Below are 25,279 nucleotides of genomic sequence, written 5' to 3'. Positions count from 1 at the left end.
CGCGTCGGGAGTGCTAGCTCCACGGCCGGGGCGCGTCCCGGCGCTCACCCAGGCGGGCCTTCTCCTCGGCCGTGCCGAACCGCTGCACGTCCCGGTCCCGCATGAACCCGAGCGGGTCGGGGGCGTGGAAGCGCAGCAGGATCTGGTTCACGTCCTCCGGCCGCTGCCGGCTGGTCAGCTTGCTGATCATGACCATGGTCAGGAACGCCGCCGGCACCGTCACCAGCGCGGGCTGCGAGAACACCGAAGGCGCCCACCCGCCGGTGTGGAAGCTGACCACGGTCACCGCCTGCGACCCGATCACCAGCCCGCCGCCCACCACCAGCCCGCAGATCGCGCCCATCCAGGTCAGCCCGCGCCACCAGATCCCGAGCACCAGCAGCGGGCAGAACGTCGACGCCGCCAGCGCGAACGACATGGCGACCGTCAGCGACGCGTCCGACCGGGGCAGCAGCAGCGCCAAGCCGATCGCCACCGCGCCGGTGAGCACCGTCGCCCAGCGGAAGTCCCGCACCTTCCCCGGCAGGATGTCCGTCGACACCACCCCGGCGACGCTCACCACCAGCCCCGACGACGTGGACAGGAACGCCGCGAACGCACCCGCCGCCACGATCGCGCCCAGCACCTGACCGAGCAGGTTCGGCTGCATCGTGCCCGGCAGCAGCAGCACCGCCGCGTCCGTCTTGCCGTTCACCAGCAGCGACGGCAGGTACTGGCGGGAGATCACGCCCAGCACCGTCGGGAAGATGTAGAACAGCCCCAGCAGGTACAGCACGTGCAGCGCCGTGCGGCGCGCCGCCTTCCCGTCCGGGTTCGTGTAGAACCGCACCAGCACGTGCGGCAGGCCCATCGTGCCCAGGAACGTCGCGAAGATCAGCGAGTACGTCTCGAACAGGCCGCCCAGCCCACCGGTCTGCGGTTTCAGCCAGTGCTCGTTGTCCGTCGGCGAGTTCTCCACCACCGGCACCGGCGAACCCTTCTCGAAGACCAGCTCGCTGCCCTCGCCGACGGTGTACGTGCCGGGACTCCAGTACACCTCGCCGTCCGCGCGCCCGCCGTTCACCTCGCCGTACGCCGACAGCTCCATCGGCACCACGACCTGGACCCGCACCTCGTCGACGATCGTCACCGTCGCGTCCTTGTGGAACCGCAGCACGCCCGACTCGTCCACCGCCGGCGCGCCGTTGCCCGGACTCGCCAGGAAGACCGTGAACAGCACGAACGTCGGCGCGGCGATCGCGAACAGCTTGCCCCAGTACTGGAACGCCTGGACCAGCGTGATCGCCCGCATCCCGCCGCCCAGCACGTTCACCACGACGATCGCCGTCACCAGCGCGCCGCCCAGCCACGCGGGCAGGCCGGTGATCGTGTTCAGCGTCAGGCCGGCGGATTGCAACTGCGGCACCAGGTACAGCACGCCGATACATATCACGAAAAATGTGCAGAACCTGCGCAGGTTCGTGGACCCCAGCCGTGCCTCGGCGAAGTCCGGCAACGTGTACGCGCCCGACCGGCGCAACGGCGCGGCCACGAACAACATCAATGCCAGATATCCGGCGGTGAAGCCGATCGGATACCAGAGTGCGTCGATGCCGTCCTTGAGCACCAGGCCCGCGACACCGAGAAAGGACGCGGCCGACAGGTACTCGCCGGAGATCGCCGCCGCGTTGCGGGTCGCCGGGATCGCCCGCCGCGCCACCAGGAAGTCCGGCGTCGTGTTGGCGCGCCGCGAACCCACGTAGCCCAGCAGGAACGTGATCGCCGCGACGACCGCGACCAGGCCCAGGCTCCAGAGGTTCTGGCTCACCGGTCCACCGAGCTGACGAAGTCGTGCTCGTGGCTCTCCGCGAGTCTTCGGTACGCGTAGCCCACGCCGTAGCACAGCGGGAACGGCAGGATGCCCAGCAGCAGCCACGGCAGCCGCACGCCCGCCAGCTCGACCTCGGCCAGTCCGGGCGCCAGGAAGAACACCAGCGGCAGCAGGGCGAGCAGGGTGAGCGTGCCGCCGCCGAGCAGGAACGCCGTCTTGAGCTGCTGCCTGATCAGGTCGCGGATCAGCTTCTCCCCGACGCTGGTCTGCTCCTCCAGCTCGATGATCGTGCGCATGACCCGGCCCCGGCCGCGCGGGTCGGCCAGCACCACCCGCCGGCGGCGGTTCTTGCGCCCCGACACCGGCAGCCAGGCATCACGCTCACCTGGCTGCGGCTGGTCCGGCTGCCCCGGCGGGCCGGAGTGCTTGCTCATCCCCAGCTACTCTTGGGGGGCCGGACGATCCGTTCCTTCAGCTCGCGCGTGTGCCGCCGGCTCACCGGCAGCTCCTTCGCGCCGTCACCCGAGCCGATCACCACCGCATAGCCGTTCGAGGTCATCCGCAGCTCGGTCACCAGGGGCAGCGCGACCAGGAACGAGCGGTGGATGCGCACGAAACCGGCGTTGCCCCAACGCTCCTCTAGCTGGGCGAGCGGTATGCGCACGAGGTGGCTCTGGCCGTCGCTGGTGTGCAGGCGCGCGTAGTCGCCCTGCGCTTCGACGTACCGGACGGTGGCTCGGGGCACGAGCTTGATGGTGCCACCCAACTCGACCGGGATGACCTCGTCGTCGGTCGGCTCCTGCGGGACGGGCTCCGGCACGACGGCGGGCGTGGCGGCCACCCGTTCGACGACGCGGGAGATCGCCTTGTTGATGCGGTCCTCGTTGATCGGCTTGGTCACGAAGTCCAGCGCGCCGACCTCGAACGCCACCACGGCCTCGGCGTGCTCGACACCCGTGACGAAGACCAGCGCGGGCGGCGCGCGGAAGGCGCCCAGCACCCGCGCGAGGTCGGTGCCGGAGAGGCCGGGCATGTTGATGTCGGCGAACACGGCGTCCACCGGCGGCAGCCCCGCGCCGGTGCGGTCCATCACCTCGGCGTCGTAATCCCCTCGGAGGATTCTCAGGGCTTCGGCGGCGTCGAAGGCCGTGAGCACGCGCCGAATGTGCGGGCTGCTCTCGAGCAGGTACTTGATCTCGCTCAAACCGGGCGCCTCGTCGTCCACCGCCAGAACGAGGAGGCCGGTGTTGTCCTGGGTACTCACTGTGCCGCGCATCTTGCCCATTTACGCGGGCCTGTGTCTACGTGGGCTCCCCGGAGTCGACGCGACCGTGACCTGAGGCCAGGGGTCACAAGCCGAATCGCGACCAGCGCGCCCGCTCCTCCAGCGTCGCGAGCGCGGCGGCCAGGAAGTCGCCCGATCGGGTGGTACCGCCCGTACCTGCGCCCACGCCTGCGCTCGCGCCCGCGCCGCCTGCCAGCCCGAGCCGGGCGAGCAGCGGACGACGGGGCTCGGCGATGGCGATGTCCGCGTCCGGGTAGCGCTTGGCGACCACGGACCGGAGCGTGCCGATGCCGTCGACCAGGCCGAGTTCCCTGGCCCTGGCCCCGGTCCAGACCTCACCGGAGAACAAGGCGTCGTCGTCGGCCCGCAGCTTGGACCCGCGCCGCTCCTTCACCCAGGCGACGAACTGCGCGTGCAGGTCGGTGTGGAGACCCTTGAGCCACTCGACGTCCTCGGGCTTCTCGGGGCGGAACGGGTCGAGGCGCACCTTGTGCTCGCCGGCGGTGTAGACGCGGCGCTCGACCCCGTGGCGCTCCAGCAGCCCGTTCAACCCGAACCCGGCGCTGACGACCCCGATCGAGCCGACCAGCGAGGTGCCGTGGGCGTAGATCTCGTCGGCCGCGCAGGCCAGCCAGTAGCCGCCGGACGCGGCGAGGTCCTCGCAGAAGGCGAGCACCGGCACCTTCTTCTTGGCGGCAAGCTCCCGAACCCGCTCGGCGACCAGCGCGGACTGCGTCGGCGCACCCCCCGGCGAGTTGACCAGCAGGGCGACGGCAACGAGGCGGTCGTGATCAAAGGCCCGCGTCAGGGCACTCTCGACGGTCTGCATGTTGATCGTGTTGCGAGCCATCGGCGCAGGCGAGGGCGTGATCACGCCATGCAACCGAACCGCCGCCACCACCGGCCCGCGCTCGGCGCGGTCAGTGACGATCTTGGGCAGGCGGGCCGCGATCTTGTCCGTCACGCTCATGCGTCGACCTTACGTGGCGCCCCGGGACAGGGGTGGCGGAGCTAACATCGAGCGGTGACGTTCAACCCGATTCGGTGGCTCGAACGCTACGTCGAGTGGTGGGACGACCGAGGCCGGCAGAACGCGGACGGCCCGACCTCCATGCACATCTACTGGATGTGGATCATCTGGTCCGTCTGCGCGGTGATGGTGGTGACCGTCCTGGCCGTGGCCGCCGCCTGACATCCCCGCGCTTCGGGCCCTGCACGCCTCGGGCTCTGCACGCCCTTACCCCTGGCATCGCCGGCACTGCGCGCTTTGACGCGTATCCCGACCGACCTGGAGATCACACCGGCGGACCCACTCCGCTGGCGGCCTCGATCCGGACCGCTCCGACCCGAACCACTGGTGGCGACCTTGGACATGGCATGGCTGCGCCTTGAGCCCTGCCCGCCGGGTAGTGCTTCGCCGTGGGGGCCGCTTCCTTACGTTTACGGCAACGAAATTTTCGCCTGGATAGTGCCCGGAATCCCATCGCTCGATCGGGTGATCATCAGCGCGCGGCGGGCGATCGTAGGGCCGGGCGGCTTGAGCGGTCAGGCGCGGACCACGGGTTGTTCTGCCGTCTCTTCCAGTTTAGGGGGTACCAGCGGCAGGTTGGTGCGTACGCCCGGCGAGTACTTGGGCACCTTGAGGATGATCTTCATGCCCGCGTCCGGCGCCGTCTCCACCACCAGGGCGTAGTCGTCGCCGAAGACCGCCCTCATCCGGTGGTTGATGTTGCCCAGGCCCACGTGCGCGCCGGTCTGGTGGGCGTCCTTCAGGTCCTCGAACAGCCTGTCCGGGTCCATCCCCACCCCGTCGTCCTCCACCGAGATCAGCGCCTCGGCCCCGTTGTCCTCCGCGATGATCGTCAGCAGGCCGCCGCCCGGCTTCTTCGCCAGACCGTGCCGCACCGCGTTCTCCACCAACGGCTGCAACACCAGGAACGGCAGCACGACCTGGAGCACTTCGGGCGCGATCTTCAGCCGCACGTTCAACCGGGGTCCGTAGCGCGCCTGCTCGATGGTCAGGTAGCGGTGGATGTTGGTCAGCTCGTCGGCCAGGGTCGTGAAGAAACCGTCCGTCCGGAACGAGTACCGGGTGAACTCCGCGAATTCCTGGAGGAGTTCCCGCGCGTGCGACGGATCGGTCCGGATCAGGGACGAGATCGTGTTCAGCGCGTTGTACACGAAGTGCGGCGAGATCTGCGCCCGCAGCGCCCGCACCTCGGCCTGCGCCAACGCCTGCCGGGACTTCTGCAGCACCTCCAGCTCCAACTGCGTCGAGACGAACCGCGCCGTCTCCTCGGCCATCCGGATCTGGCGCTTGTTCGCGACGCCGCTGACCACGATCAGCGTCCCGGCGACTTCGGACTCCACGATCAGCGGGACGATGACCGCCGAGTGCAGGGAGCACGGGCTCGGCAGTTCGCAGTCCAGCTTCCGGTGTTCGACGTGTTCCTTGTGGCACTCGCCGATCGCCCGCTCGATGTACGGGCGCAGGAACTCGTAGTGGTCGTTGGCCCCGCCGTCCCAGGACAGCAGTGTCCCGTCGTCGTCGGTGATGCCCACCGCGACGCACCTCAGCATCTCGCGCAGGTGGGGCGTGGCCTTGTCCGCCGCGTCCTGGGTGAGTCCTTCCCGCAGGTCGGCTGATGCCTTGGACATCCGGTGCAGCATGTCCATCACGGCGTCCTCGACCGACGTGCTCACCCGGCGGGCGCGGCACAGCATCACGAAGAGGCCGAGCACGGCCATGGTCGCGATGACGCCGAGCGCCGCTCGCTGGGTCAGGAGGTGCCCCACGGCGTCCATGCTGTGCCGTGCGGTGGTCATTGGGCAAGGGGGCATCCACTGGATCGAGTAGACATCCGATGAATTTGCGGTCAGAGTGGGCCTCGTGGAGAAGGTCGCGTTGTTCGCTACGTGCCTGACGGACACGCTCTACCCGGCCACGGCGCGCGCGACCGTCCGGCTGTTGGAGCGCCTGGGGTGCGGCGTCGACTTCCCGCTCGGTCAGACCTGCTGCGGGCAGTTGCACTTCAACACCGGCTACCGCGACCACGCCACGGGCCTGGCGAAACGGTTCCAACACACGTTCGACGGCTACGACGCGGTGGTCACTCCTTCGGGGTCGTGCGCGGGCATGGTGCGGGACGTCCACCCGAAGCTCGGGGCCGGCACGCCTCGCACTTACGAGCTGTCCGAGTTCCTCGTGGACGTCCTGGATGTCACCGATGTGGGTGCATACTTCCCCCATCGGGTGACTTACCATCCGACCTGTCACTCTCTGCGCATGTTGGGTGTCGGCGAGAAGCCGTTGCGCCTGCTCCGCGCCGTGCGCGGACTGGACCTCGTCGAGCTGCCGAAAGCCGCCGAGTGCTGCGGTTTCGGGGGCACGTTCGCCGTCAAGAACGCGGACACGTCCACCGCGATGCTCGCCGACAAGATGCGCTCCGTGCTCGACACCGGCGCGGAAGTCCTCACCGCGAGCGACAATTCGTGCCTGATGCACATCGGTGGCGGGTTGTCCCGGCTGCGCGCCGGCGTCCGGCCGGTGCACCTGGCGGAAATCCTGGCGAGCACGGAGGAGGAGCCTTGGGCGCCCGCAACCCGGTGACGTGGCTCGGCAGCCCGACCTTCCCGGAGGCGGCCCGCGCCGCCCTCGCGGACACCCAGCTCCGCCGCAACCTGCGCAACGCGACCACCACGATCCGGGGCCGCCGCGCCGAGGTCGTCGGCGAGCTGCCCGACTGGGAGGAGCTGCGCCTGGCCGGCGAGGCGATCAAGGACCGGGTGCTGCACCACCTCGACAGCTACCTCGAACAGCTCGAAGCCTCGGTCACGGCGCGCGGCGGCACGGTGCACTGGGCGCGGGACGCCGCGGAGGCCAACGCGATCGTCCGGGACCTCGTCGGCGACGCCCGGGAGGTCGTGAAGGTCAAGTCCATGGCCACCGCCGAGATCGGCCTCAACGAAGCCCTCGAAGCCGCCGGCGTCCACGCCGTCGAGACCGACCTGGCCGAGCTGATCGTGCAGCTCGGCGACGACCGCCCGTCGCACATCCTGGTGCCCGCGATCCACCGCAACCGCGCCGAGATCCGCGACATCTTCCGCACGGCGGGCCTGGACGCCGAGAGCGACGAGCCCCGGGTGCTCGCCGAAGCCGCCCGCGCCCACCTGCGCCGCAAGTTCCTGTCCTGTGACGTGGCGATCTCCGGCGCGAACTTCGCCGTGGCCGACACCGGCTCCGTCGTGGTGCTGGAATCCGAGGGCAACGGCCGGATGTGCCTGACCCTGCCCAAAAAGCTCATCACCGTGATGGGCCTCGAAAAGGTCGTGCCCACCTGGCAGGACCTGGAGGTCTTCCTGCAACTGCTGCCCCGCTCGTCCACCGCGGAGCGCATGAACCCCTACACGTCGGTCTGGACGGGCGTCACGCCGGGCGACGGCCCGCAGGAGTTCCACCTCGTCCTGCTGGACAACGGCCGCACCAGGACCCTCGCCGACCCGGTCGGCCGGCAGGCGCTCCGCTGCATCCGCTGCTCGGCCTGCCTGAACGTCTGCCCGGTCTACGAGCGCACCGGCGGCAAGTCCTACGGCTCGGTCTACCCCGGCCCGATCGGCGCGATCCTCACCCCGCAGCTCGTCGGCGACCCGCACGACGAGCAGGCCGCGTCCCTGCCCTACGCCTCGTCGCTGTGCGGGGCGTGCTTCGAGGTGTGCCCGGTGCGGATCGACATCCCGGAAGTCCTCACGCACCTGCGCGCGGAAGTCGTGGCGGCGAAGGGCCGCACCGCCGAATCGGTCGCGATGGCCGCCGCCGCGTGGGTCTTCGCCTCCCCGAAGCGCTACGAGAGCGCCCAGAGGATCGGCTCCCTGGCCCGTTTCCTGGCCCGGGACGGCCGGATCTCGTGGCTGCCCGGCCCCGGCGCGGCGTGGACGTCGTCCCGCGACGCCCCGGTGCCCGCCCGCGAGTCGTTCCGCGAGTGGTGGAGGAAGAACCGTGGCTGACGCCCGTGCGGACATCCTCGCCGGCATCCGCTCGGCGCTGCGGGACCGCCCGCCGACGCCGCCCGTGCCGCGCGACTACCGCCGGACCGGTGACGCGTCGGTGGAGCTGCTGGCCGAGCGGGTCGCGCACTACCGGGCCGAGGTGCACGTCGTCGCACCGGACGGCCTCACCTCGCTGCTCGGGAACCTGTTGGCGGGCAAGCGGATCGTCGCGCCGACCGACCTGCCGTGGGACGTGCCGGGCGTGGTGTGGCTGCGGGACGACCCGCCGCTGACGCTGGAGCGGTTGGACGAGGCGGACGGCGTGCTCACCGGGTGCGCGGTGGCGATCGCGCAGACCGGGACCATCGTGCTGGACGCCGGGGAGGCCCAGGGCCGGCGCGCGCTGACCCTCCTGCCGGACTACCACGTGTGCGTGGTGCGCGAGGACCGGATCGCGGGCACCGTGCCGGAAGCCCTGGCCCGTCTGGAACCGACCCGCCCGCTGACGTTCATCAGCGGCCCGTCGGCCACCAGCGACATCGAACTGGACCGCGTGGAGGGCGTGCACGGCCCGCGCACGCTGGTCGTCGTGATCGTCCGGGGAGCCGCGTGACCGCCTGGGGAACTACTTGAGCAGCCGGGACATCCGGCGGTCGGCCAGCGGCTTCCCACCGGTCTGGCAGGTCGGGCAGTACTGGAACGCCTTGTCCGCGAACGACACCTCGCGCACCGTGTCACCGCACACCGGGCACGGCAGGCCGGTGCGGGCGTGCACGCGCAGACCGGACCGCTTCTCGCCCTTGAGCCGCGCCGCCGACTGGCCCACCGACCGCGCCACCGCGTCCGTCAGCACGCCGATCAACGCCTCGTGCAGCCGGTCCAGGGCCTCGTCCGACAGCTTCCCGGCGGTCGCGTAGGGCGACAGCCGGGCGGTGTGCATGATCTCGTCCGAGTACGCGTTCCCGACGCCCGCCATCAGCGTCTGGTCGGTCAGCGCCGTCTTCAGCCGCTCCGTGCGCCCCGCGAACAGCTCGCCGAGCCGCGCCCGCGACACCGACAGCGCGTCCGGACCCAGCCGGGCGATCCCCGGCACGGCCGTCGGGTCCGTCACGATCCACGCCGCGAGCCCCTTCTTGGTGCCCGCCTCGGTCAGGTCGAACCCCGGGCCCTGCCCCGGCGGGCCGAGGTGGACGCGCAGCGCCAGCGGACCCTTGCCGGGTTTGAGCGGCGCGGCGGACAGCGTGTCCGACCAGCGCAGCCACCCCGCCCGCGCGAGGTGCACGATCAGGTGCAGCCCGTCGCAGTCCAGGTCCAGGTGCTTGCCGAACCGGCCCGCGGCCGTCACCGGACGGCCTTGCAGGTCGGTCCACGGCGGGGTGAACGTCTTCAGGACCTGCAACGACGCCACGTCGAGCCGGTGCACGACGCGTCCGACCGCGTGTTCGCGCAGGTGCTCGGCCAGCGCCTCGACCTCGGGTAGTTCCGGCACCCGACCAGTGTCACCCGCGGAACGCCGAGAGTCGACCGACAACGCCGATCAGCCAGGTCCGGAACGCGGTCAGTCCACCGGCTGCAACGGCCCGTCCAGGTCCGGCAGCGAGTACATCTCGATCTTGCGCGCCACGTTGGACACCTCGTTGCGCACGGTGAGGAACCCGCGCACCGAGCCGACCCACCGCTCCGGCGGCAGCTCGTCGGTCTTCTTCGACTCGGCCGCCACCAGCCACGGCCGCCGCAGCGCCCACCGGACCGGGAAGAACAGGAACACCAGGACGAGGGCGAAGAGCAGCCAGCCGGGCACCACGACCTGCTCGGGCGTCCAGGCGACCAGGATCACCGCCATCACGATGACCAGCGCGAGCATCAGCACGGCCGGGCCGTGGCCGCCGCTCACGTCGTGCTCGAAGTCGGCGTCGGCCGACGGGTTGCGCCACTCGATCTGGCTGCGCACCGTCCACATCCGGCCGTCCGCGCCGCGCACCAGCCGCGTCATCACCGTCTCCTCAAGACGTCGAGTGATCACCCCGTGACCCCAACGCTACCGGCAAACCCCTGCATCCAGTGGGTGAACCCGGCGGTGGCGATCGGTGATCAGGCGGGTGCCATGCCGGACAGCGTCGGGTGCAGGGTCACCGTGGTGGGCGTGACGGTGTGGATCGGCGGTGTGGTCGTGGTCGTCAGCAGGGCCGTCTTGGTCGGCTCGGCGGTCGTCGTGGTGGTGCCGGCCGGGCTGCCGGAGGGGTCGTGGAACAGCCGGTACTCGCCGGTCGGCGTGATCTCGCCGGGCGGCGCGTCCGGCGCGGGCGACGGGGACGACGTCAGGGCGACCGTCTCGCCGGGCCGCGGGGCCGCGCGGGTCTCCGTCCTGGTGGGGTGGCCGTGCCGCGCGGGCGGCGCGGTCGGCGACGTCTCGCTGGTCGCCGTGCCGATGACGGTCGCGCCGGTGGAGCGCAGCGCCAGCACGGTGTTGCCGTGCGGCGAGTTCGGGTCGGGCTGGATCAGCGCGGGCCCCGGCGCACCGGTGAACTGGCCCGCCAGCACCCCGAACAGGCCCACGGCGGCGGCGGACGCGGTGGCGGCGAGCACCAGCTTGACCCTTCCGGTGAGCCACGCGGCCTTGCCCAGCACCACCGGCCCGAACAGGGCGGCGGCGGCCACCGGCACGGCGATGCTCGCGGCGTGCGCCCGCAGCGTCGAGCAGACCTCGGTGAGTTCGGCGTGCAGGGCGTTGCAGGACGAGCAGGCCTGGAGGTGCTTGCGGATGCGCCGGTGCTCCGCGCCCTGCACGCCGCCCGCGGTGTAGGTGCCGAGCTTGGCCACGACGGAATTGCACGCGCGCGGCCCGACGTCCTCCGCCAGGTGCGCCTGGAGGTAGGCGGCCCGCAGGCCTTCGCGGGCGCGGCGGGCGAGGGCGGCCATCGCGTTCGGGCTCAGGCCGAAGCTGGGCGCGACGGCGGCGGGCCGCTCGCCCTCCACCTCGACCTGCCACAGCACGGTGCGCCAGCGCTCCGGGAGGCTGGTGAACGCCCGCGAGATCAACGCGTGTTCGGGGCGCGAGGCGGTGACGTCCGGGAACGGCTCGACCCGGCGCGACAGCTCCTCGTCCTCCACCGGCACGTCCCGCCGCCGCCCGCTCCACTCCCACGCCACCCGGCGGGCGACGGTCAGCAGGTAGGTGCGCACGTGGTCGGTCGGGCCGGTGCCGCGGCGGATCGCCTGGAGGACGCGGAAGAACGCCTCGGCGGTCAGGTCGTCGGCCTCGGCGTGTTCACGGACGTGGCGGAGGGCGAACCGCCGGACGGCGTCCGCGTGCCGGGAGAAGAGTTCACCGAACGCGGTGTCGTCGCCGGACCTGACCCTGGCGAGCAGTTCCCGGTCGAAATCGGCATCTCCGGCCATCCCGCCCGGCACCTCCCGCCCTGCTCTGTGGTCCGAGGTCAAGATGCCATAGCTGGATCGAAGCGCCCCGAAGCGATAGCGACCCGATACCGAAGACCCGACGGACGGCGTGGGCCGTTCGGAGCACGGCGCCACTCCGGGTACCGCACCACCGGCTGCTAGCAGGCGGTGACGCCGTGGTTACGGGTAGGCGTCAGGTGGTGGACGGCCCCGCCGGGCCGGCCCGTTCGGCGGGTAGTGTCCTGCCGCGTGGGCGATTGGCGCACAAGGGCTTCCGCCCTTCTTCCCGAGTTGAGCGCGGTCGTCGAGCGCGAATCCTGGTCGTGTCACGTGTTCTTGTCGGAGCTGTGGCAGCTCGCGGCGGAAGCGCACCGGGACGGCGACGGCGACGTGCTGCGCCGGGTCTACGGGTTCGCGCACTGGTGCTTCCAGCAGCCGGAGCAGTTCCTGTCGAACGCGTCGGTGGTCAGCTTCTACGAGCACGTGTTCGACGAGTGGGAGTTGCGCGACGAGGTCGCCCGGTGGCTGCCGGCCGAAGTGGTGGCGAAGGTGCGCCCGCTGTGGGAGTGGCGGTGGCCGGCGGAACGGTTGTCCGAGGTCGACCGGTTGTTGGCGGAGTCGCCACCCCCCGATCGGAATGCGGTTTGAGCGGTCGTCTATAGTGGTGCGTGTCAGGCGGATGTAGCGCAGTTGGTAGCGCATCACCTTGCCAAGGTGAGGGTCGCGAGTTCGAGTCTCGTCATCCGCTCGGTGAGAAGGCCTCGGTGTACACCGGGGCCTTTTCGCATGTCAGGGATCCCACGTCGACATGGAGATTTCGCACATGGCCACCACCCGCAAGGCGACCACGCACTGGGAAGGCAACCTGCTCCAGGGCAGCGGCACCGTGACGCTGGAGTCGTCCGGCATCGGCTCGTACGCGGTGTCCTGGCCGTCCCGGGCCGAAGAGGCGAACGGCAAGACCAGCCCGGAGGAGCTGATCGCGGCGGCGCACTCGTCGTGCTACTCGATGGCGCTCTCGCACGGCCTGGCGTCGGCGGGCACCCCGCCGACGCGGGTCGACACGTCGGCCGAGGTCACGTTCCAGCCGGGGACCGGTATCACCGGCATCCACCTGACCGTGCGCGCGGCCGTGCCCGGTCTGGACGACGCCGGCTTCGCCGAGGCCGCCGAGAACGCGAAGCGGAACTGCCCGGTCAGCCAGGCGCTCGCGGGCACGACCATCACCCTCACCGCGGAACTCGCGGCGGAGTAGGGAGCGGGACTCGCGGCGGAGTAGAAAAGGCACCGGTTCGGTACCATCCGTACCGAGCCGGTACCAACTCCTCGGAACGATTTGACCCTGCCGGGTGAGGCCGGTAGTCAGTGTCAATGCTCACCGCAGCGGGTGGTCCGGCGCGACTCGCCGTGGGCGCCTTGATCGGCGCCGTCTTCTCCGCCCTGTTCGTCCACGGGACGATGGCCGAAGCGCCCCAGGCGATCCAGCCGGCGGGCGGCGCGGACGTGGTGGTGGTGACCGGAGCCGCCCAGCCCGGCCGCACGTCGACGACGGTCACTTCGACGGCGGCGACGACTTCGGGCTCGGGCACGACGACTTCCACGACGACGCCGACGACCACGACCACCACCGCGGACACGACCACGACGACGACAGCGGTGACGACGACCACGACCACCAGGCCGAGGCCGACCACCACGACGACGAGGCCGACCACGACGACCAGCCGCACGACGACGACCACGACCACCACGCGGCCGTGCGGTTTGATCTTCTGCTGATTCCCCTGCCGGGCCTGCACACAGCGTGATTTGGCAAAATCACCGCGTGACGTTCAGCCAGGAGCCTGACCAGCCCCCGCAGAGCAAGTTCCAGCCGAGCAACGACGCACCCACCCTCCGCACCCCGCCCGTCGCACCGCCGGTGATCGCCTCGACCACCACGAAACAGGCCGCTTTGACCGGCATCCTGACCACCGCGGCCATGCCGGTGCTGACCACCACGCCGGGCATCACCCCGGGCGCCGCCACCAAGCCCGCGCCCATGTCGGGAGTCCTGGCCACCGCCACCACCCCGACCCGGACGGCCTTGCCGCAACGCCGCCCCAGCCCGCCACCCGCAGCACCTGCGGCACCTGCCGCACCGGCGGCACCTGCGGCAACCGCCGTACCTGCCGCACCTGCCGCACCTGCCACAAGCTCAGCACCCGCCGCGCCTGCCGCAACCACCACCTCGCCGGCTTCAGCCGCACCACCGGCACCGACCACCGCACCACCCGGTCCAGCAGACGACACCGCGACCGCCCCAACCGCCGACGCACCCCCCGGCCGGACCGCACCCGCCGAACCTGCGCCCACCACGCCCCGCAGCAAACTCCGCCGCATCGCCCGACGGATCGTCGGACCCACCATCCTCACCAAGAGGAGCTGAAAGGCGGCCCCACACCGGGGCCGCCCCCCGCACCGCGATCAGGCGGCGGATGTCCGTGGAGCCAGCCGGACGACCGGCTCGAACCGGGCGACCGCGGGCTCGGACATCCGCCGATCGCGCAGTCGCCGCGAGGGTCGGGGCATCGGGTTATCGGGCTTCGGTCCGCCAGGTTCAACGGAAGCGGTTTCGCCCTGCCGCTTCACGCAGCGGACGCCACCTCGACCGCGTCGAGTTCATAGGTCGCCCGAACCGGCTCATCGGCCCCATCGACCTCGACGGCGACCGTCACCAGGGGGCCGATGCCGAAGTCGGACGTGCGCAGCACTTCGCCTTCGAGTTTGTGGAACCCGAACGGGACGCGAACCCGGTCCCCCGGGCTGGGCAGCCTCTCCATGCGCCCTCGCCCCACCACGGTGCCACCTTCAGCAGGCATCGGAGACCCTATCCCACTCTACGTGCTCAATCGTAGCTCCCAGTAACCTGGGTCATGGACCGCCGACGTAGACGTCTTGGCACGTCCGGACCACGCCATGGCACCGGATCCAAGCGCGCCGATCACTTGATGGTGAACAGCACCACGTCGGCCGACTCCGTCCGGGTCACCGGATAGCCGGCGGTCGGCCGGGTCAGGATGTCGGCCCACGGGGTGTCCGCCACCGTGGCCTTCATCACCACGACCGCGCGGATGCCGTGCTTGTCCAGCACGTCGATGGTGTGCGAGCTGGGGAAGTTCCTGGTCACCTCGAACAGCTCCACGTACGGCAGCGGGAAGTTGCCGGAGTTGCCGTTGGCCATCGTCGGCCAGCCCTCGGTCGACCACAGCAGGTACCGGAACTCGCTGAACGTGTCCATCGGCACGATCACCATCGGCTCCCGCACCTGCTCGAACACCGTCTTCAGCCCCGGCGGGATGCCCGGCACCTGCGGGTACTCGCGCACCGGCAGGCCTTCCAGCAGCGCGAACACCGCGGGCACGAGCAGTGCCGCCGCGACCAGCCGCCGGCGGGCCGGGAAGCGCTCCGCCAGCAGCAGCCCCAGCCGCGTCAGCGCGCCGACCGCGAGCAGCGACAGCAGCAGCACCGTCCACATGATCAGCCGGCCCGGCGCGCGCATCGAGTTCCAGCCCGGCAGGAACTCCCACAGCGGCCGGTAGGTGACCGCACCGTCGAAGAAGCCCGCGCCCAGCGCCAGCACGGTCACCACGACCGCCGCCACCGCCAGCCACGTCCGCAGCCGCTTCGACCACACGCTGACGAACAGCCCGAGCACCGCCAGTACGACCAGCGCCAGCCCGGGGAACAGCACCTTCTCCCACGGCGCGGGCATCGGCACGTTCGCGGCGTGGTCGAAGATCGACCCGTTCCACAGCCACGACATGTCCCACACCGTGACCAGCCCGGCCGGCGGCGCGGACAGCTCGACGATTTCCTTCCACGCGCGCGTGAAGCCGTAGCGTTCCACGACCTGGAGATAGGGAATCGCCATCAACAGCGTCACGGCGACGAAAATCGCCCCGCCGACGCCGTTCGCGATCACCACGCGCCGGCCGAATTCCGCCCGCCGCCGCAGCACGACGACCAGCGTCACCACCCCGACCCCGGCCATCAGGTAGAAGAACGGGATGCCGGTCGCGAATCCGATGGTGATCTGCCACGCCGCGAACAGCCACCCCGCCACCACCCAGCCGGGCCGGGCCGGTTCGGGCCGCGCACCGGACCGGAACGAGTACCCGTGGCCACGCGCCAGCGCGTACAGCGCCAGCGCGATCCCGCCGGACGACAGGATGTTCAGGTGGCTGCTGTGCGGCAGCCGCCACGGCGCCCACGCGAACACCGCGCCCGCCAGCGCCGCCGCCTGCCAGTTGCCGCCGAGCTGGCGCGCCAGGAAATAGGCCCCGGCGAACGCCAGCGTGAACGCGATGACGAAAGCGACGTTGTACCGCAGCACCGCCGCGTACTGGCCGTCGCCGAACAACGCCAGCGGGAAGTAGCCGAGCAGGGAGTCGGAGAACGCGAAATTGTCCTCCGACGGGAAGAACATGTTCGTCGTCCAGAAATCGCCGCCCTCGGTGAGGAAGCGGCGGTGCCACGCGAGTTCCCACGTCTGCAGCAGCGGGTCGCCGAGGTCGCCGGCGACCACCGACTTGGGGTTGCGGAGCAACGGCAGGTTGAACACCACGGAGAGCGCGAACCCGAAGAAGACGACCAGGGTGGCCTCCCGGCTGATCCACCGCGTGCGGAAGCCGAGGCCCCGCCGTGCGGGCACGGCCGGGCTCTCGGCGACTGATTCGGTGATCAACATTCCCTCCGGGCCGGATGGCGCCGGACGGCCGACGCTGCGGTGCGGCACGATACCCGTTCCCGACCAGCGCTAATGCCCTGACCGAAGCCCGTTCGGCACGGTCGGGTGAACCGCCGGACCGGCCCCGCGCACAATGAGGTCCGCTCATCGACGGCAACGACCGGATCACAAGTGCCGGATGCCGGGAAGCCGCGTGGACGCATAGGACACAATGGCGACCGCGCACGACTTTGGAGGGGCGGATGGCCTGGCAAGAGGACCTGGCGGAGCTGGACAGGACGTTGGCGGAGGGTCGGATCAGCGCCGACGAGTACCGCAGGCGTCGTGACGAGCTCCTGGCTTCCGCCTCGGGCGCCGGCCCGCAGCAGCAACAGCCCGCCCAGCCGGGCAACGGACCGTTCGGCGCGCCGTTCCGGTGGGAAGCGTCACAGCCGAACCCGGACGCCACGCAGGTCGTGAACACCGGCCAGCCGCCGGCGCACCCGAACCCGGACGCCACCCAGGTGGTCACCGGCCAGCGCCCGGCCGACGCCGACCGCACGCAGTACGTGCGGCCGGTCGCGCCACCGCCGAACCAGCTCCCCCCGCAGCAGCAGCCGCCGCAGCAGGGCGGCTGGGGCGGCGGCGCGCCGGTGAACACCCCGCCGTGGGGCAACGACCAGGGCTTCGGCGTGGTCGGCGAGCAGACGCCGAGCTGGATCGCGCAGGGCCCCGAGGTGTTCGACGAGGGCGGTGGCGGCGGCGGCAAGAAGTGGCTGGCGATCGTCGGCATCGTCGTGGTGCTGGCCCTGATCGGCGGCGGCATCTGGTTCTTCGCCTCCCGGCCCGGTGGCGAGACCGCCCAGACCGGTGGCCCGACGACCGAGTCGACGGCCCCGACCACGACGACGACCAAGCCGAAGGACGGCCTGGAGGTCGCCGAGCTGCCGGGCGTCGCGCAGGACCAGTCGGGTGTGCGGAACTTCGCCGACGTGGTGTCCGGCAAGCTGCTCACCGAGGAGGAGAACCAGGCCTACCTGGCGGCGGGCGGCGGGCGCTGCCGGCTCGCCGGCTCGGTCGTGTCGGGCGGCACGCTGTACACGCAGATCCTGACCGTGCGGACGAACGGCGCGGCCGAGGCCAAGACCGCTCGCGACGCGCTGGGCGTGCTCCAGGCGAAGTACGCGATGCAGCCGTACACCGGCACCCTGCCGACGGGTGTGACCGCCTTCCAGGTGGCGCCGGCCGGCGAGAGCCTGGGCGCGGTGCGCGCGCACTACGTGGCGAAGGACGTCGTGGTCCGCGTGCAGGTGGCGGGCAAGGACATGGCGGAGGTCTCGAAGAACTTCGACGAGATCATCCTCGCCCAGCTCGAACAACTCCCCGCGGATGCCTGACCGGCGGACCGCGGGCAGCACGGTAGTAGCAGGTGGCGGGCCGGACGCGGCGAGCGTCCTGGCCCGCTCCTACTTGCGGCACCACCCCGGCCACTCGTTCGTGATCCTGGTGGCGGACACCTGGGACCTGCCGCCGAACGCGGTGACCGACACCAACGCGGCGGCCGACCCGGGTGAGGCGGCCGACCCCAACGCAGCGGCCGACCCCAACGCAGCGGCCCGCCCCGACGCAGCGCCCGGACAGGGCGCGGTGACCGTGTTGGCGGCGCGTGATCTCGGGGTGCCGGCCGACGAGTACCTGAGGATGGCGACCTGCGGCACGTCCGCCGAACTCGCCCAGGCCGCCGCGCCGCTCCTCGCGCGCCGACTGCTGGACACCCACGACCTGGTCGTCCACCTCGCGCCGGACACCGTCGTCCTCGCCCCGCTGCCCGACTTCGGCGACGGCCTCACCCTCGTCCCGAAGCTGCTCAACCCCCTGCCCGACGACGGCCGGCGACCGCGGCACGTCGGCGGGTTCACCGAGAACTTCGTCGCGGTCGGCCGGGAGGCCAAGGCGTTCCTCGACTTCTGGGCCGACCGGACCCGCTCCGACCTGCTCGCCGAGACCCCCGGAGGCTGGGCCGCCGACGCCGCCGCGCTGTTCGCGCACGAGGTGGCGCGTGATCCGGGCCTCGGCGTGGCCGCCTGGAACCTGCACGAGCGCGAGCCTGCCGCCGCCCGCCTGATCGACTTCACCGGGCACGACCCCGGGCAGCCCTGGCTGGCCGCGGTGGGTCAGGACCGGGTGTTGCTCTCCGAACACCCCGAGTGGCGTCCCGTCTACGACCTGGCCCCCCGGAAGACGACCGCCGCCTCGCGGTTCGACACGTTCGGAGCCGGCGAACCGATCACCGCCGAGCCGACCACCCCGGAACCGATTACCGCGGAACCGATCACGCCGGTGATGCGCGAGGTGTTCAAAGAGGCGTTGCGCGCCGCCAAAGAGCCGGACCCGCTGGGCGCCCGCCCGAAAGCCCTGCCGCCGCACGCGTTCGACGGCGACGGCAGTGCGTTCAAGGACTGGCTCACCTCCCCGGCCACGCCCGCCCAACGCGCGTCCGGCATGAACCGGCTGCTCTACGGCGTGTGGCAGTCCCGGATCGACCTGCGGGCCGCGTTCCCCCGCCCGCTGGACGCGCTCGACCCCGGCTTCCGCGACTGGTGCACCCGGCACGGCGTGCACGAAGGCGTCCCGACCTGGGCGCTGCCCGCCCCGCCCCGCGAGGTCGCGGAGCCGACCGCGGCGTTCGGCGTCAACGTCGCCGGCTACCACACCGCCGAGCTGGGGATCGGCGAGATGGGCCGGGTCATCCTGAACGTGGTGGAGGCCGCCGGCATCCCGCACGTGTCGGTGGTGGACGAGCACTCCGTCCTCGGCACCGCGCGCACCGGGGTGGCCGCGCCCGACTCGGTGGGGCGGCCCACGTACCCGCTCAGCCTGATCACGGTGAACGGCGACTTCACCCGCGCGCTGCTGGAGGCCGACCCGGAGGTGGGCCACGGCCGGTACCGGATCGGGCTGTGGGCGTGGGAGCTGGCGGAGTTCCCGCCGTCCATGCACCACTTCGGGTTCGTGGACGAGGTGTGGACGGTCAGCGACTTCGTGCGCCGGGCCGTCGAGCCGCACTCGCCGGTGCCGGTGAAGACCGTGCCGATCCCCGTGGTGGAACGCGGTCTGGTGCGGGAGCGGCCCCGGCGGCCGGGTGAGACCACCGGGTTCCTGTTCGCGTTCGACTTCAACAGCACCGCGGGGCGCAAGAACCCGTGGGGTGTGGTGACGGCGTTCCAGCGGGCGTTCCCCGGCCGGACCGACGTCAAGCTGGTCATCAAGTCGACAAATGCCCATCTCCACCCGGGTGCGGCCGAGCGGCTGCGGCTGATGACCGCCGACGACCCGCGCGTCACGCTGGTCGAGCGCTACCTGAGCGCGGGCGAGCTGGCCGAGCTGTACGCGACCAGCCACGCCTACGTGTCGCTGCACCGCAGCGAGGGCTTCGGGCTGACCGTCGCCGAGGCGATGATGCGGGGCCTCGCGGTGGTGTCCACGGACTACGGCGGCACGAGCGAGTTCGTGACCGCCGCCGTCGGCTGGCCCGTGCCGCACACCATGACCGAGGTCGGTCCGGGCTGGCCGCCGTACCAGCCGGCGGCCCGCTGGGCCGAGCCCGACCTGGACGCCGCCGCGCGCGCCCTGCGGGAGATCGCCGACGACCCGGACGAAGCCCACCGCCGGGGGCTCGCGGCCCGGGACCACCTGCTGCGCACGCGGTCGTTCGACGCCGCCGCCGGGTGGCTGCGGACCCAGCTCGACGCCGCCCACCGCACCTGGCTCGCCCGCACGGCGCCGCCGCGTCGGCCGCCGCTCGTGCGGGCCGCGCGTCGGGTGCTCGGACCCGCCGCCGGCCCGATCCGCCACGCGCTGGGCCGGGTGGAAGCCATACTGGACCGGCGATGACCGCTCACGACGAGGCCCGCTCCGAACTGGACCGGCGATGACCGCGCACGAACAGGCCCGTGTCGGGCTGGACCGGCGATGACCGCGCACAAAGAGGGCCGTGCCGAGGCGAAGTTCGTGCTGCCGCCGGTGCACGAGTCGCTGCTGCCCACCGAACACGCCCTGCACCGCCCCCGGCACGGCGCCACCCAGCGCCTGTCGCTGATCTGCGCGGTCGTGTTCCTCACGCTGCCCGCCGTCGCGTTCGTGCTGGGCGTGCGGCCGAGGGAGTTCGAGAACCGGGCGCTGACCGGGTTCCCCGGCATCACGGAGATCTCGCGACTCCAGGGGTGGGCGTCCGACCACCTGCCGTTGCGCGAGCAGGCGATCGGGTTCTACGACGCCGTCAGCCGGGGCGTGTTCGGCGAGCCGCCCGCGCGGCCGAAGTCGGACACCGGCGGGCCGCCGATCCCGACCGAGACGTCCAAGCCGGCGAAGCCGAAGCGCCCGCCGGTGGCGTTCCCGAACGTCGTGGAGGGCACGAACGGCTGGCTGTACCTGGGTGACGAGCTGGCCAGCCACTGCTCGCAGGCGCTCGCCACGGACGAGATCGTCCAGCGGCTGCGGACCCTGCGGGACGGGGTGACCGCGTCCGGGCGGCGGTTCGTCCTGGTGGTCGCGCCGGACAAGGCGACGCTGTACCCGGAGAACCTGCCGGCCGACCTGCCCGGCCGGGAGTGCCACCGCGAGGTGGTGGACGAGTTCTGGGGAGCCGTGTCGCGCGAGGACTACGTGCTCGACGTGCGCAAGGACCTGAAGGACTGGGGCGAGCGGCTCGGCACCCCGGTGTACGGGCCGGTCGACGCGCACTGGGGCGAGGAGGGCGGCGTCGTGATGGCCCGCCGGATCGCCGAGGAGCTGCGGCCCGGCATCAGCGCGCAGTGGCGGGTGGACGAGGGGCCGGCGTGGCAGGCGGCGGCCGACCTGCCGCCGCTGCTCGGCCGGACCGGCACCACCACCGGCCTGTCGTACCTGATCCGCCCGGACGGCAAGACGAACCAGACGCGGGACAGCGCCCCGCGCGAGTTCACGACCCCGGTGCGGCTGAACACCGCCACCGGGTCCGGCACGTACGGCTACCGGGTGGGGATGCTCAGCGACTCGTTCACCATCCGCACCACCAAGTACCTGGGCAGCGTGTTCGGCGACCTGACGATCATGCACCACGGCGGGCTGGCGGACGACCGCGGCGAGGCGGCCGGGAGGATGCTCGCCGACACGTCCACGGTGGTGGTCGAGGTCGCCGAGCGCAGCCTGGTGTCCGGGGCGCTGGCCCTGCTCAACCCGGTGATCGCGGACAACGTGGTGAAGGAGCTGAAGGCCAAGCCCATCCGCTGACCGGAGCCCGGGGCGCGGCGGTGGAGTCGCCGGGGCTGGGGTGACGAGTCGCCGGGTCGCGGTGGCGAGTCGCTGGGCTGGGGTGGCGGGGTCGCCCGGGTCGGGGTGGCGGTGTCGGCTCGGGTCGGGGTGGCGGTGCGCACGGTTGCGACGATCGGTCTCTGCCGGCGCGGCGGCTGTCCTAGACTGCGGGCCAGCCGATTCTCGTCGGCCCCCTCGCCTTCGCCTTCGTTGGACGGTCCATGTCGCACGCACGCCTGGCGGACGCCATCGTCCGTCTGGAGAAGCACCGGAACCTCAACCTGCCGCTGCGCTCGCGGGACCTGTTCGGCAGGCTCCTGCTCCGCCTGCTGTGGAAGCGGCAGCTCAAGTGGCAGGTCGACTTCAACCTCGCCGTGCGCGACGCCGTCGACGCCCTCAGCCAGGGCGGCGGGCGCGCGGCGGCGAGCGAGGACCTGGCCGCCGAGGTCGAGAAGCTGCGCAACGCCGACCAGAACATCATGGCGGGCCTCAACCAGCGGCTGTACGCGGCGATCGGCGGCATCCGCACCGAGGTGACCGACCTGCGGCTCCAGTTGGTGGACCGGGAGACCGCGGCCGACGACGTCGGCGCGCGGCTGGAGCGGATCGAGCGGCGGCTCGCCGAGCTGGACTCGGCCGCGCTGGACACCCGGCTGCGGCACGCCCAGCTCGACCTCTTCCTGGACCAGGCACGGGCCACCGCGCCGCAGGTGGAGGTGTCCGTCGCGCCGGACCGGTCGGCGGCGCTGGAACTGCCGGTGGCGCACCTGCTCGACGGGCCGGTGGACCGGACCCGCGCGGCGCGCGCCGCGTACCTGCCGGTCGTGACGGCCGCGCACGGGCCGGTGCTGGACGTGTCGCCGAGCCGGGGCGAGTGGCTGGAGGTGCTGCGGTCGGCGGACGTGCCCGCGACCGGGGCGTCGGCCAACCGGTTCGTCGTGAAGCACTGCGGTGAGCTGGGGTTCCCCGTCGAGGAGGCGGACCCGCTGGACGTGCTGGCGCGCACCGCGAAGCGCTCGCTGGGCGCGGTGACGGCGTTCCGGTTCGTCGAGCGGCGGGACGCGGCGACGCTGTCCCGGTTCTTCGACCTGGCCGGGCAGGCGCTCAAGCCGGGCGGCGTGCTGCTGCTGGAGACGCCCAACCCGGACGGGCCGGGCCTGGCCGACTTCCACGTCGACCCGTTCGCCCAGCGGCCGGTGCACCCGACGTTCCTGCGGTTTCTCGCCGAGGTGGCCGGGTTCTCCCGGATCGAGGTCCGGTACCCGGACAGCGGCCCGCTGGACGGCTGGCCCGCGACGGCGGCCCCGGACCAGGCCCGCGCCGGCCGGTACTGCCTGCTCGCGTGGACGTGACGATGCGGGTCGGCATGTGGAGCCCGCTGCCGCCCGAGCGCAGCGGGATCGCGGACTACACCTACGAACTGCTCGGACCGCTGGCCGGCGAGGTGGCCGTGACGGCGGTGACCCGGTCGGCGGACGCGTCCGCGCCGGTCCCGCTCGTGACGCCGGCCGAGGCGACCGGGCTGCCGGTGTACCAGATGGGCAACCACGCGGGCGTCCACTCGTGGATCTACCGGCAGGCGCTGGCCGTGCCGGGCGTGGTGGTGCTGCACGACACGTCGCTGCTGGACTTCAACCAGGGCTACCACGGCGGGGTCGGCACGCGCGGGTTCCGGGACGAGGTGGCGTTCGCGCACGGCCCGATCTGGGGCGACCCGCAGGACCCGGCGCTGCTGAACGGGTGGCCGGCGGTGGAGGCGGACGGACCGCGCTACCTGGACGCCATGACGATGACCATGGAACGGCGGCTGGTGTCCGCCAGCCGGGGCGTCATCGTGCACGACCCGTACTCGGCGGACCGGCTGCGCGCGCGGTACCCGGGACTGCCGGTGTCCGTGGTGAACTCCGGCGCGCCGGTCCGGGACGACGCCGACCGGGCGGCCGTGCGGTCGCGGTTCGGGTGGACCGACGAGCACGTGGTGTTCGGGGTGTTCGGCGGGTTCAACCGGATCAAGCGGATTTTGGTGGTGGTGCTGGCGTTCGCGCAGGTGCGGCGGCGGTGGCCGCACGCCCGGCTGCTGATCGCGGGGCACGTGGACTACCCGGAGGTGCACGCCGACGTGGTGCGGGCGCTGGACCAGTACGGGCTGGCGGACGCCGTCCGGATGGAGCTGAGCCCGGCGAAGGACGACTTCGAGGGCCTGATCGGCGCGACGGACGCGGTGGTGAACCTGCGCTGGCCGACGGCGGGCGAGACCAGCGCGGTGATGATGCGGGCGTTCGGCGCGGGCCGGGTGGTGATCACCAGCGACCTGCCGCAGAACCGGCACTACGACGAGGAGTTCTGCTGGCGGGTGCCGACCGGGTCGCGGGCCGAGGCCGAGGGGTTGGCGGCGCTGCTGGAGAACGTGGTCACCGAGCCCGAACGCGCCCGGTCGGCCGGCAAGCTCGCGCGGGACTGGGTGGCGCAGGCCGCCTCGTGGCCGGCGGTCGCGCGTCAGTACCGGGAGGCTCTGGAGTCCGCCGCGCCCGAGGCCTACGCGCCTGAGATCGCCGAACGATCCGGAAATCCGGTCGGGCAGGCGATGAGCAATGTGCGGATCGTCGAGCGGTCGGCGGAGCCGGGCGTGAACCTGTTCGCCGACCTGCGGGCCACCACCGGGTTGTCCGAGTCGTTCCGGCGGGCCGGCCTGGCGTTGTCCGCCACCGACGTCGGCCTCACCTACACGGAGTTCAACTCGCGCGCGCCGGTCCGCACGGTCCCGGTGCCCCGCGGGATGTCCGAGCTGCGCGGCGGCAAGGACTACCCGGTCGACCTGTGGATGGTGAACCTCAACGAGTTCCAGCTCATCCCGGACAGCTCGCTCGACCGGTACACCATCGCGCTGTGGGCGTGGGAGCTGCCCGAGATCCTGGACTACACCCTGGTCCAGCTCCCCCGGCTGGACGAGCTGTGGGTGGTGTCGTCGTTCGTCGGGGACGCGTTCCGGACCGTCACCGACATCCCGATCACCGTGGTGCCGAACGTGATCCCCGAGGTCGACGCCACGCCGGACCGCGCGCGGTTCGGGTTGGCCGAGGACGCGTTCGTCGTCCTGTTCACGTTCAGCTCGTCGTCCAGCGACGCCCGGAAGAACCCGTGGGGCGTGATCGACGCGTTCCGCCGGGCGTTCCCGCCGGACGAGCGCGGCACCAGGGCGCACCTCGTGATCAAGGCGATCGACCTGGACATCTTCCCGCTGATGGCGGCGGCGCTGGCGGACGCGGTGGCGAGCGTCGGCGGCACGCTCATCGCCGACGACCTCAGCCGGCCGGAGATGGACTCGCTGCTCGCGTCGTGCGACGTCTACGCGTCGCTGCACCGTTCCGAGGGCTACGGCCTGGGCATGGCGGAGGCGATGATGCTCGGCAAGCCGGTCGTCGCGACCGGCTACGGCGGCAACACCGACTTCATGCCGCCCGGCTCCGCCGCGACGGTCGGCTACGACATCCGCCCGATCACCGAGAAGGACCACCGGTACGACAACCGGTTCGCCGACTGGTACCGGCCGGGGCAGCTCTGGGCCGAGCCGGACGTCGCGCAGGCCGCCGCGTGGTTGCGCCGGCTCGCCGACAGCCCGGGGCTGCGGGCGCGGATGGGCACGCGGGCCCGTGCCGCGATCCGCGCGCACAGCGGTGCGGACGCGGTCGGCGCCGTGATGCGCGAGCGGGTGCACCGCATCTACCGGGACGGGCTGCACCTCGGCGGTGTCCACCGGGACCTCGGCATCCACCGGAAATGAGCCGAGGACGGGCCACGC

The 25,279-nt window shown here is 72.0% G+C and carries 23 protein-coding genes and 1 tRNA gene; 13 read left to right on the top strand and 11 right to left on the bottom strand.

Going from position 1 to position 25,279, the window contains the following annotated elements:
• Nucleotides 1-13: 13 nt before the first annotated feature.
• From ACQPZF_RS00435 to ACQPZF_RS00420, 4 genes are all read right to left on the bottom strand, one after another.
• Nucleotides 14-1,807: a cation acetate symporter gene (locus ACQPZF_RS00435; protein ID WP_433267053.1), complete on the bottom strand. Its 1,794-nt coding sequence runs from the start codon at nucleotides 1,805-1,807 to the stop codon at nucleotides 14-16.
• Nucleotides 1,804-2,244, bottom strand: a complete 441-nt coding sequence (locus ACQPZF_RS00430; protein ID WP_433267051.1) for a hypothetical protein — start codon at nucleotides 2,242-2,244, stop codon at nucleotides 1,804-1,806. Before ACQPZF_RS00430 ends, ACQPZF_RS00435 begins: the two co-directional genes overlap by 4 nt.
• Nucleotides 2,241-3,095, bottom strand: a complete 855-nt coding sequence (locus ACQPZF_RS00425; protein WP_433267049.1) for a LytR/AlgR family response regulator transcription factor — start codon at nucleotides 3,093-3,095, stop codon at nucleotides 2,241-2,243. Before ACQPZF_RS00425 ends, ACQPZF_RS00430 begins: the two co-directional genes overlap by 4 nt.
• A 64-nt stretch (nucleotides 3,096-3,159) precedes the next feature.
• Nucleotides 3,160-4,065 (bottom strand): S49 family peptidase, encoded by a 906-nt coding sequence (locus tag ACQPZF_RS00420; protein ID WP_433267047.1) that lies wholly within the window; start codon nucleotides 4,063-4,065, stop codon nucleotides 3,160-3,162.
• Nucleotides 4,066-4,119: 54 nt separating this feature from the next.
• Here ACQPZF_RS00420 and ACQPZF_RS00415 point away from each other — a divergent pair, with 54 nt between their 5' ends.
• Complete coding sequence (locus ACQPZF_RS00415; RefSeq protein ID WP_433267045.1) at nucleotides 4,120-4,287, top strand: hypothetical protein; 168 nt, start codon at nucleotides 4,120-4,122, stop codon at nucleotides 4,285-4,287.
• Between the two features lie 353 nt (nucleotides 4,288-4,640).
• Here ACQPZF_RS00415 and ACQPZF_RS00410 read toward each other — a convergent pair whose 3' ends face one another.
• A complete protein-coding gene (locus ACQPZF_RS00410; protein WP_433274982.1) occupies nucleotides 4,641-5,900 on the bottom strand; it encodes a sensor histidine kinase in 1,260 nt (419 codons plus the stop codon).
• A gap of 85 nt (nucleotides 5,901-5,985) precedes the next feature.
• On the opposite strand from ACQPZF_RS00410, the gene ACQPZF_RS00405 reads away from it, so the two are divergent.
• From ACQPZF_RS00405 to ACQPZF_RS00395, 3 genes are read left to right on the top strand one after another with little or no spacing between them, the layout of a single operon-like run.
• Nucleotides 5,986-6,705: a (Fe-S)-binding protein gene (locus ACQPZF_RS00405; RefSeq protein ID WP_433267043.1), complete on the top strand. Its 720-nt coding sequence runs from the start codon at nucleotides 5,986-5,988 to the stop codon at nucleotides 6,703-6,705.
• Nucleotides 6,684-8,099, top strand: coding sequence for a LutB/LldF family L-lactate oxidation iron-sulfur protein (locus tag ACQPZF_RS00400; protein ID WP_433267041.1), 1,416 nt, complete (start codon nucleotides 6,684-6,686; stop codon nucleotides 8,097-8,099). The genes ACQPZF_RS00405 and ACQPZF_RS00400 overlap by 22 nt, the downstream gene beginning before the upstream one ends.
• Nucleotides 8,092-8,694, top strand: coding sequence for a LutC/YkgG family protein (locus ACQPZF_RS00395; RefSeq protein WP_433267039.1), 603 nt, complete (start codon nucleotides 8,092-8,094; stop codon nucleotides 8,692-8,694). Before ACQPZF_RS00400 ends, ACQPZF_RS00395 begins: the two co-directional genes overlap by 8 nt.
• 12 nt (nucleotides 8,695-8,706) lie before the next feature.
• On the opposite strand, the gene ACQPZF_RS00390 is transcribed toward ACQPZF_RS00395, so the two are convergent.
• From ACQPZF_RS00390 to ACQPZF_RS00380, 3 genes are all read right to left on the bottom strand, one after another.
• On the bottom strand, nucleotides 8,707-9,570 hold the full coding sequence (locus tag ACQPZF_RS00390) for a DNA-formamidopyrimidine glycosylase family protein (protein WP_433267037.1): 864 nt from the start codon (nucleotides 9,568-9,570) through the stop codon (nucleotides 8,707-8,709).
• Nucleotides 9,571-9,639: 69 nt separating this feature from the next.
• Entirely contained in the window at nucleotides 9,640-10,074 is a 435-nt protein-coding gene (locus ACQPZF_RS00385) for a DUF983 domain-containing protein (RefSeq protein WP_433267035.1), read from the bottom strand.
• Nucleotides 10,075-10,172: 98 nt separating this feature from the next.
• On the bottom strand, nucleotides 10,173-11,480 hold the full coding sequence (locus tag ACQPZF_RS00380) for a sigma-70 family RNA polymerase sigma factor (protein ID WP_433267033.1): 1,308 nt from the start codon (nucleotides 11,478-11,480) through the stop codon (nucleotides 10,173-10,175).
• A gap of 168 nt (nucleotides 11,481-11,648) precedes the next feature.
• Between ACQPZF_RS00380 and ACQPZF_RS00375 the strand changes: the two genes are divergently transcribed.
• From ACQPZF_RS00375 to ACQPZF_RS00360, 4 genes are all read left to right on the top strand, one after another.
• Complete coding sequence (locus ACQPZF_RS00375) at nucleotides 11,649-12,128, top strand: DUF7674 family protein (RefSeq protein ID WP_433267031.1); 480 nt, start codon at nucleotides 11,649-11,651, stop codon at nucleotides 12,126-12,128.
• A gap of 27 nt (nucleotides 12,129-12,155) precedes the next feature.
• Nucleotides 12,156-12,228, top strand: a tRNA-Gly gene (locus ACQPZF_RS00370).
• 75 nt (nucleotides 12,229-12,303) lie between these two features.
• Nucleotides 12,304-12,735, top strand: coding sequence for an OsmC family protein (locus tag ACQPZF_RS00365; RefSeq protein WP_433274980.1), 432 nt, complete (start codon nucleotides 12,304-12,306; stop codon nucleotides 12,733-12,735).
• A 116-nt stretch (nucleotides 12,736-12,851) separates the two neighbouring features.
• The gene (locus ACQPZF_RS00360; protein WP_433267029.1) at nucleotides 12,852-13,259 is read left to right on the top strand and encodes a hypothetical protein; all 408 of its coding nucleotides are present in this window, start codon (nucleotides 12,852-12,854) and stop codon (nucleotides 13,257-13,259) included.
• 39 nt (nucleotides 13,260-13,298) lie between these two features.
• Here ACQPZF_RS00360 and ACQPZF_RS00355 read toward each other — a convergent pair whose 3' ends face one another.
• The 3 genes from ACQPZF_RS00355 to ACQPZF_RS00345 all read right to left on the bottom strand — a co-directional run bounded on the left by ACQPZF_RS00355 (nucleotide 13,299) and on the right by ACQPZF_RS00345 (nucleotide 16,206).
• Nucleotides 13,299-13,541, bottom strand: coding sequence for a hypothetical protein (locus tag ACQPZF_RS00355; protein WP_433267028.1), 243 nt, complete (start codon nucleotides 13,539-13,541; stop codon nucleotides 13,299-13,301).
• 566 nt (nucleotides 13,542-14,107) lie between these two features.
• Nucleotides 14,108-14,302, bottom strand: a complete 195-nt coding sequence (locus ACQPZF_RS00350) for a hypothetical protein (RefSeq protein WP_433267026.1) — start codon at nucleotides 14,300-14,302, stop codon at nucleotides 14,108-14,110.
• 161 nt (nucleotides 14,303-14,463) lie between these two features.
• Complete coding sequence (locus ACQPZF_RS00345; protein WP_433267024.1) at nucleotides 14,464-16,206, bottom strand: hypothetical protein; 1,743 nt, start codon at nucleotides 16,204-16,206, stop codon at nucleotides 14,464-14,466.
• A 245-nt stretch (nucleotides 16,207-16,451) separates the two neighbouring features.
• On the opposite strand from ACQPZF_RS00345, the gene ACQPZF_RS00340 reads away from it, so the two are divergent.
• The 5 genes from ACQPZF_RS00340 to ACQPZF_RS00320 all read left to right on the top strand — a co-directional run bounded on the left by ACQPZF_RS00340 (nucleotide 16,452) and on the right by ACQPZF_RS00320 (nucleotide 25,261).
• On the top strand, nucleotides 16,452-17,585 hold the full coding sequence (locus ACQPZF_RS00340) for a hypothetical protein (RefSeq protein WP_433267022.1): 1,134 nt from the start codon (nucleotides 16,452-16,454) through the stop codon (nucleotides 17,583-17,585).
• Complete coding sequence (locus ACQPZF_RS00335; protein ID WP_433267020.1) at nucleotides 17,578-20,082, top strand: glycosyltransferase; 2,505 nt, start codon at nucleotides 17,578-17,580, stop codon at nucleotides 20,080-20,082. The genes ACQPZF_RS00340 and ACQPZF_RS00335 overlap by 8 nt, the downstream gene beginning before the upstream one ends.
• Nucleotides 20,083-20,160: 78 nt before the next feature.
• On the top strand, nucleotides 20,161-21,459 hold the full coding sequence (locus ACQPZF_RS00330; protein ID WP_433267018.1) for an alginate O-acetyltransferase AlgX-related protein: 1,299 nt from the start codon (nucleotides 20,161-20,163) through the stop codon (nucleotides 21,457-21,459).
• 242 nt (nucleotides 21,460-21,701) lie between these two features.
• A complete protein-coding gene (locus tag ACQPZF_RS00325; protein ID WP_433267016.1) occupies nucleotides 21,702-22,832 on the top strand; it encodes a hypothetical protein in 1,131 nt (376 codons plus the stop codon).
• A gap of 2 nt (nucleotides 22,833-22,834) precedes the next feature.
• On the top strand, nucleotides 22,835-25,261 hold the full coding sequence (locus ACQPZF_RS00320; protein WP_433274978.1) for a glycosyltransferase family 4 protein: 2,427 nt from the start codon (nucleotides 22,835-22,837) through the stop codon (nucleotides 25,259-25,261).
• Nucleotides 25,262-25,279: the final 18 nt, after the last annotated feature.

This window comes from Actinosynnema sp. CS-041913 (genome assembly GCF_050942485.1).
GTDB lineage: Bacteria > Actinomycetota > Actinomycetes > Mycobacteriales > Pseudonocardiaceae > Actinosynnema.
This window is presented reverse-complemented; position numbering and strand designations above follow the sequence as displayed.

Coding starts and splice junctions, on each gene's coding strand:
- ACQPZF_RS00410 (WP_433274982.1), bottom strand. CDS start 5,900: ATGGACGCCGTGGGGCACCTCCTGACCCAGCGAGCGGCGCTCGGCGTC.
- ACQPZF_RS00365 (WP_433274980.1), top strand. CDS start 12,304: ATGGCCACCACCCGCAAGGCGACCACGCACTGGGAAGGCAACCTGCTC.
- ACQPZF_RS00340 (WP_433267022.1), top strand. CDS start 16,452: ATGGCCTGGCAAGAGGACCTGGCGGAGCTGGACAGGACGTTGGCGGAG.
- ACQPZF_RS00380 (WP_433267033.1), bottom strand. CDS start 11,480: ATGGCCGGAGATGCCGATTTCGACCGGGAACTGCTCGCCAGGGTCAGG.
- ACQPZF_RS00325 (WP_433267016.1), top strand. CDS start 21,702: ATGTCGCACGCACGCCTGGCGGACGCCATCGTCCGTCTGGAGAAGCAC.
- ACQPZF_RS00420 (WP_433267047.1), bottom strand. CDS start 4,065: ATGAGCGTGACGGACAAGATCGCGGCCCGCCTGCCCAAGATCGTCACT.
- ACQPZF_RS00430 (WP_433267051.1), bottom strand. CDS start 2,244: ATGAGCAAGCACTCCGGCCCGCCGGGGCAGCCGGACCAGCCGCAGCCA.
- ACQPZF_RS00385 (WP_433267035.1), bottom strand. CDS start 10,074: ATGACGCGGCTGGTGCGCGGCGCGGACGGCCGGATGTGGACGGTGCGC.
- ACQPZF_RS00330 (WP_433267018.1), top strand. CDS start 20,161: ATGACCGCGCACAAAGAGGGCCGTGCCGAGGCGAAGTTCGTGCTGCCG.
- ACQPZF_RS00360 (WP_433267029.1), top strand. CDS start 12,852: ATGCTCACCGCAGCGGGTGGTCCGGCGCGACTCGCCGTGGGCGCCTTG.
- ACQPZF_RS00320 (WP_433274978.1), top strand. CDS start 22,835: ATGCGGGTCGGCATGTGGAGCCCGCTGCCGCCCGAGCGCAGCGGGATC.
- ACQPZF_RS00350 (WP_433267026.1), bottom strand. CDS start 14,302: ATGGAGAGGCTGCCCAGCCCGGGGGACCGGGTTCGCGTCCCGTTCGGG.
- ACQPZF_RS00425 (WP_433267049.1), bottom strand. CDS start 3,095: ATGGGCAAGATGCGCGGCACAGTGAGTACCCAGGACAACACCGGCCTC.
- ACQPZF_RS00335 (WP_433267020.1), top strand. CDS start 17,578: ATGCCTGACCGGCGGACCGCGGGCAGCACGGTAGTAGCAGGTGGCGGG.